Genomic DNA, 3,207 nt, shown 5'->3' on the forward strand with positions numbered 1-3,207 from the left:
CAACCGGGAAACGCCCCGTTCAAAGACGACGTGAACTGAACCATTGATCCAAGCAACGCGAAATGAACAACGTCCGCTTCTGGCGCCAGGCAAACAGCTGAGCAATCCAAAAGCGGGCATTGTTAGCATGTGAGTGGGTTGACCAATGGGGAGTGTGTCACAGAAGCCATCAGCATCACCCTTACGACATTGAACCAACGCCGACATAATAAACTCATCAGAAGCGATGATCTGACAGGATTCATCGGCTTCATGCAGATCGCGTGTGATTCGCTTACAACAGTATCTCTGGATTACCGCCGCTCGCTCGTGGTGTTGGCGGGCCAGATAGCCACAAACTATCCTATTAGCGATGGGACGATACGGACGCAGGTAAGTGGGTAATGTGCTTTGTGCGGTTACTACCGCTAACGTATCACTGACTTAGCGTATGTTTTCGTACGATTGGGCTTCAGCTCCCACTCATGCCAAAAATTTCGGCGGTGCCAGCAAAGCCCCTCAACAGGAATTTTTGATATGCATACAGATAAAAAATTTCGTTTATATCGTCCCTTGAAAGGGATTACGCATACTTTCGGCGACGAGTGGTTTGCATTGAAAGCAGAAGCCTTCGCACGTTTTTTCGGTACGCCGACGTTTCTAATCGGACAGACGCTTGCGGTGATCGTGTGGATTGTTCTGAACGTGGCAGGCGCCGTCAAGTTTGATCCCTACCCTTTTATTTTACTCAACCTGGCGTTCAGTGTTCAGGCCGCTTATGCAGCGCCGCTGATCCTGTTGGCACAAACCCGACAGGCGGAGCGCGATCAGGCGCACGCGTTGGCAGATGCGCAACATCGCGAAGCGCTGGATGACGCAATGACGAAACGCCAGATGCTGGCCGAGGAGCAGTCGGTACAACTGCTGGAGTTGCTGAAACAAAATACTCAGCTGACCGAGCTGACCCGGCAAATGGCCGAGCGTATCGAAACACTTACCCTGCAGCTTACGCAGCGTGAACTTCACGGGCAGCAAAAGTAAATTTACCGTGGCGTCGGGTTTCCGCCCTCTGATCGGCGAGTAGAACGTTGGCCGTTATTGCCGCGACCCGGCCGCTACTTCCGGTGTAACGAAATCGGTCGTTGAGCTGGGGTATTAAGCAAACATGCGGGCGGGTTTGAGCGAAAAGCAGGTATATTAATCAATATGGGCAGGCCTGAATATTCTGGAACATTGGCATCCAGTTCAGCTACGCCCAGGGATTGTGTTATCCAGACCCTCACGGCGCCACATTCGGAGTAAGTGATGCCGGGAATGGGGATATCCTTCCTGCACAAGCTGCAGAGATATTAATCGCGTTACGTCGAAATGGCGAAAGGCATTACGTTTTTCACACCATGCCGCAAGCACAATATCACCGGAGAAGTAACCTAAAGCGAAAGGCCATATCGTTCTTTCACTTACATTACCCAACCTGTCTGTATAACCAGTCCGGATTTTCTGTCTCCGCCTGATGGCGCTTCGAAGAGAGTTCAGATTTTCAACATCGAGATGGGCAACCTGAGTCTTTCCAACTAATAGTGTCGAGTCATCAAACAGCATCTTTAACTTTGCGGGTAGCCTATGCCGGATCTTTCCCGTCACCTCAGAAGCCGCTTTTGCGATACCCGCATCACCATATTCGGCTACCCAGCGCAATCCGAGTGCCAGTGCGTCGAGCTGCTCAGGGGTAAACATCACAGGCGGCAGATGATGGCTCCGGGAGAGGATAAATCCTGTGCCAGCCTCTCCCTGAATGTCTGCCCCCTGAGCACGCAGCGCGCAAATATCACGGTAAAGCGTGCGAAGGCTGACGGAAAGTTCTTGAGCAAGCCAGTGTCCGCTTACCGGATAGCGATGCTGATATAAAATCTGTAGCAGATTGAGTAGGCGTTCTGCACGCTTCGGTCCTGATGCTGACATGTTCTGTCAATGCTCCCCGCGATAATGAAGTCTCATTCTTTTTGACGAGAGAGACTCATGATACCTAACCTATTCATTCTTTATGTTGATAACCCGATTGCCAGCAGCGGATTTTACCAGAAGCTATTCAATACAGAACCAGACGTAATACTTCCGACGTGGGCGGCTTTTTCCTTCAAGAACGGCCTGAACCTTGGACTATGGTCAACAACGGCGAGTGACTTTGTATCCTGCGGTGAAGGTAATCGAACTGAGTTGAGTTTTATGGTTAAAGATATTAAGGAGGTTGATGCGCTTTATCAGCAGTGGTTAGACAGCGGTGTGCAGATAGAACAAGAGCCCAAACAGGCTGTTTTTGGCAAGACGTTCGTTGCGTTAGACCCTGACGGGCACCGTATCCGTGTGTGTATACCGGATTAATGAGTTGAGACTCTTACCTGCCCATGTTTAAAGCTGAAGTGTCCGTTTATGGCACGGAACGGACAGGGCAGTCTCAGAAGTATGAGGTCCGCTGTGAGCGAGGAGCGGACGTTAACTTAATTAAATTACAAGGGAGCTTAAAATGTTACTGGCGAGATTTTCTGGGATTCTTATAACTTGAGCCGCTTCACTTCATATACTTCCATGCCGCCAAACTTCTTATGCCCGATGAAGAAAGTAGCGTCTAAGATAGAGTGTTTGCGGCAGAGTTACTAGTCACAAATTCAGGTGTCGGCCTAACGAACGAAGCTGATAATCTCCTAGTCGGAAAAATGCTTCTTTATGAGAAAGTTTTCACGTTGTTAAAGAAGGCATCATTAACATCGCGGTGTATTAAGGAAGGTGGAGCAGGTCAATTCCAGTAATTCAGCATGATACCGTTTATAAAAGCCGCACCTGATAATTTGTTGCACCAGATTTAGGTTTGCCTTGTGCGATAACTGGCGGTAAATAGGTCTTCAGCTAGCATAATGGCGCTTATGGAGCTTGAGTTTTCTCGTCGTCCAACCAGAAAATTATGTAATCGAAACTGATAAGAGAATAGTTGTAAGAGTGCCAACTGGCACTCTGGATTTCTGATTAGCTAAGGGAGTACCTTCGTTGTCAGAAGCGTGCATGATCTGATCCTTCAATTCAGAGAAAGCTTGATTTATCAAACAATACTCCTGAAGGGATTTAAGCCGCAAATATAATACGTGAGGGGGTTACCATGTAATTTTAGAAAAAAATACAGAGTAGTATTATGCCTGTCTCTTATACACATCTCCGAGCCCACGAGACTAAGGC

3 protein-coding genes and 1 pseudogene are annotated in these 3,207 nt (G+C 48.5%); 2 read left to right on the forward strand and 2 right to left on the reverse strand.

From position 1 onward, the window contains the following. Positions 1–516 precede the first annotated feature (516 nt). Positions 517–1,020: a DUF1003 domain-containing protein gene (locus tag Q7O77_RS16145; protein WP_085652390.1), complete on the forward strand. Its 504-nt coding sequence runs from the start codon at positions 517–519 to the stop codon at positions 1,018–1,020. A gap of 204 nt (positions 1,021–1,224) precedes the next feature. Here the strand turns inward: Q7O77_RS16145 and Q7O77_RS16150 are convergent, their stop codons facing one another. Next, on the reverse strand, positions 1,225–1,941 hold the full coding sequence (locus Q7O77_RS16150; RefSeq protein ID WP_304169687.1) for a YafY family protein: 717 nt from the start codon (positions 1,939–1,941) through the stop codon (positions 1,225–1,227). 57 nt (positions 1,942–1,998) lie between these two features. On the opposite strand from Q7O77_RS16150, the gene Q7O77_RS16155 reads away from it, so the two are divergent. Continuing rightward, on the forward strand, positions 1,999–2,361 hold the full coding sequence (locus Q7O77_RS16155) for a VOC family protein (protein WP_304169689.1): 363 nt from the start codon (positions 1,999–2,001) through the stop codon (positions 2,359–2,361). A gap of 176 nt (positions 2,362–2,537) precedes the next feature. On the opposite strand, the pseudogene Q7O77_RS16160 reads toward Q7O77_RS16155, so the two are convergent. Then, positions 2,538–2,678, reverse strand: a pseudogene (locus tag Q7O77_RS16160) (IS3 family transposase); the annotation flags it as partial. Positions 2,679–3,207 lie beyond the last annotated feature (529 nt).

The organism is Lonsdalea britannica, from assembly GCF_946477055.1.
Classification (GTDB): domain Bacteria; phylum Pseudomonadota; class Gammaproteobacteria; order Enterobacterales; family Enterobacteriaceae; genus Lonsdalea; species Lonsdalea britannica_A.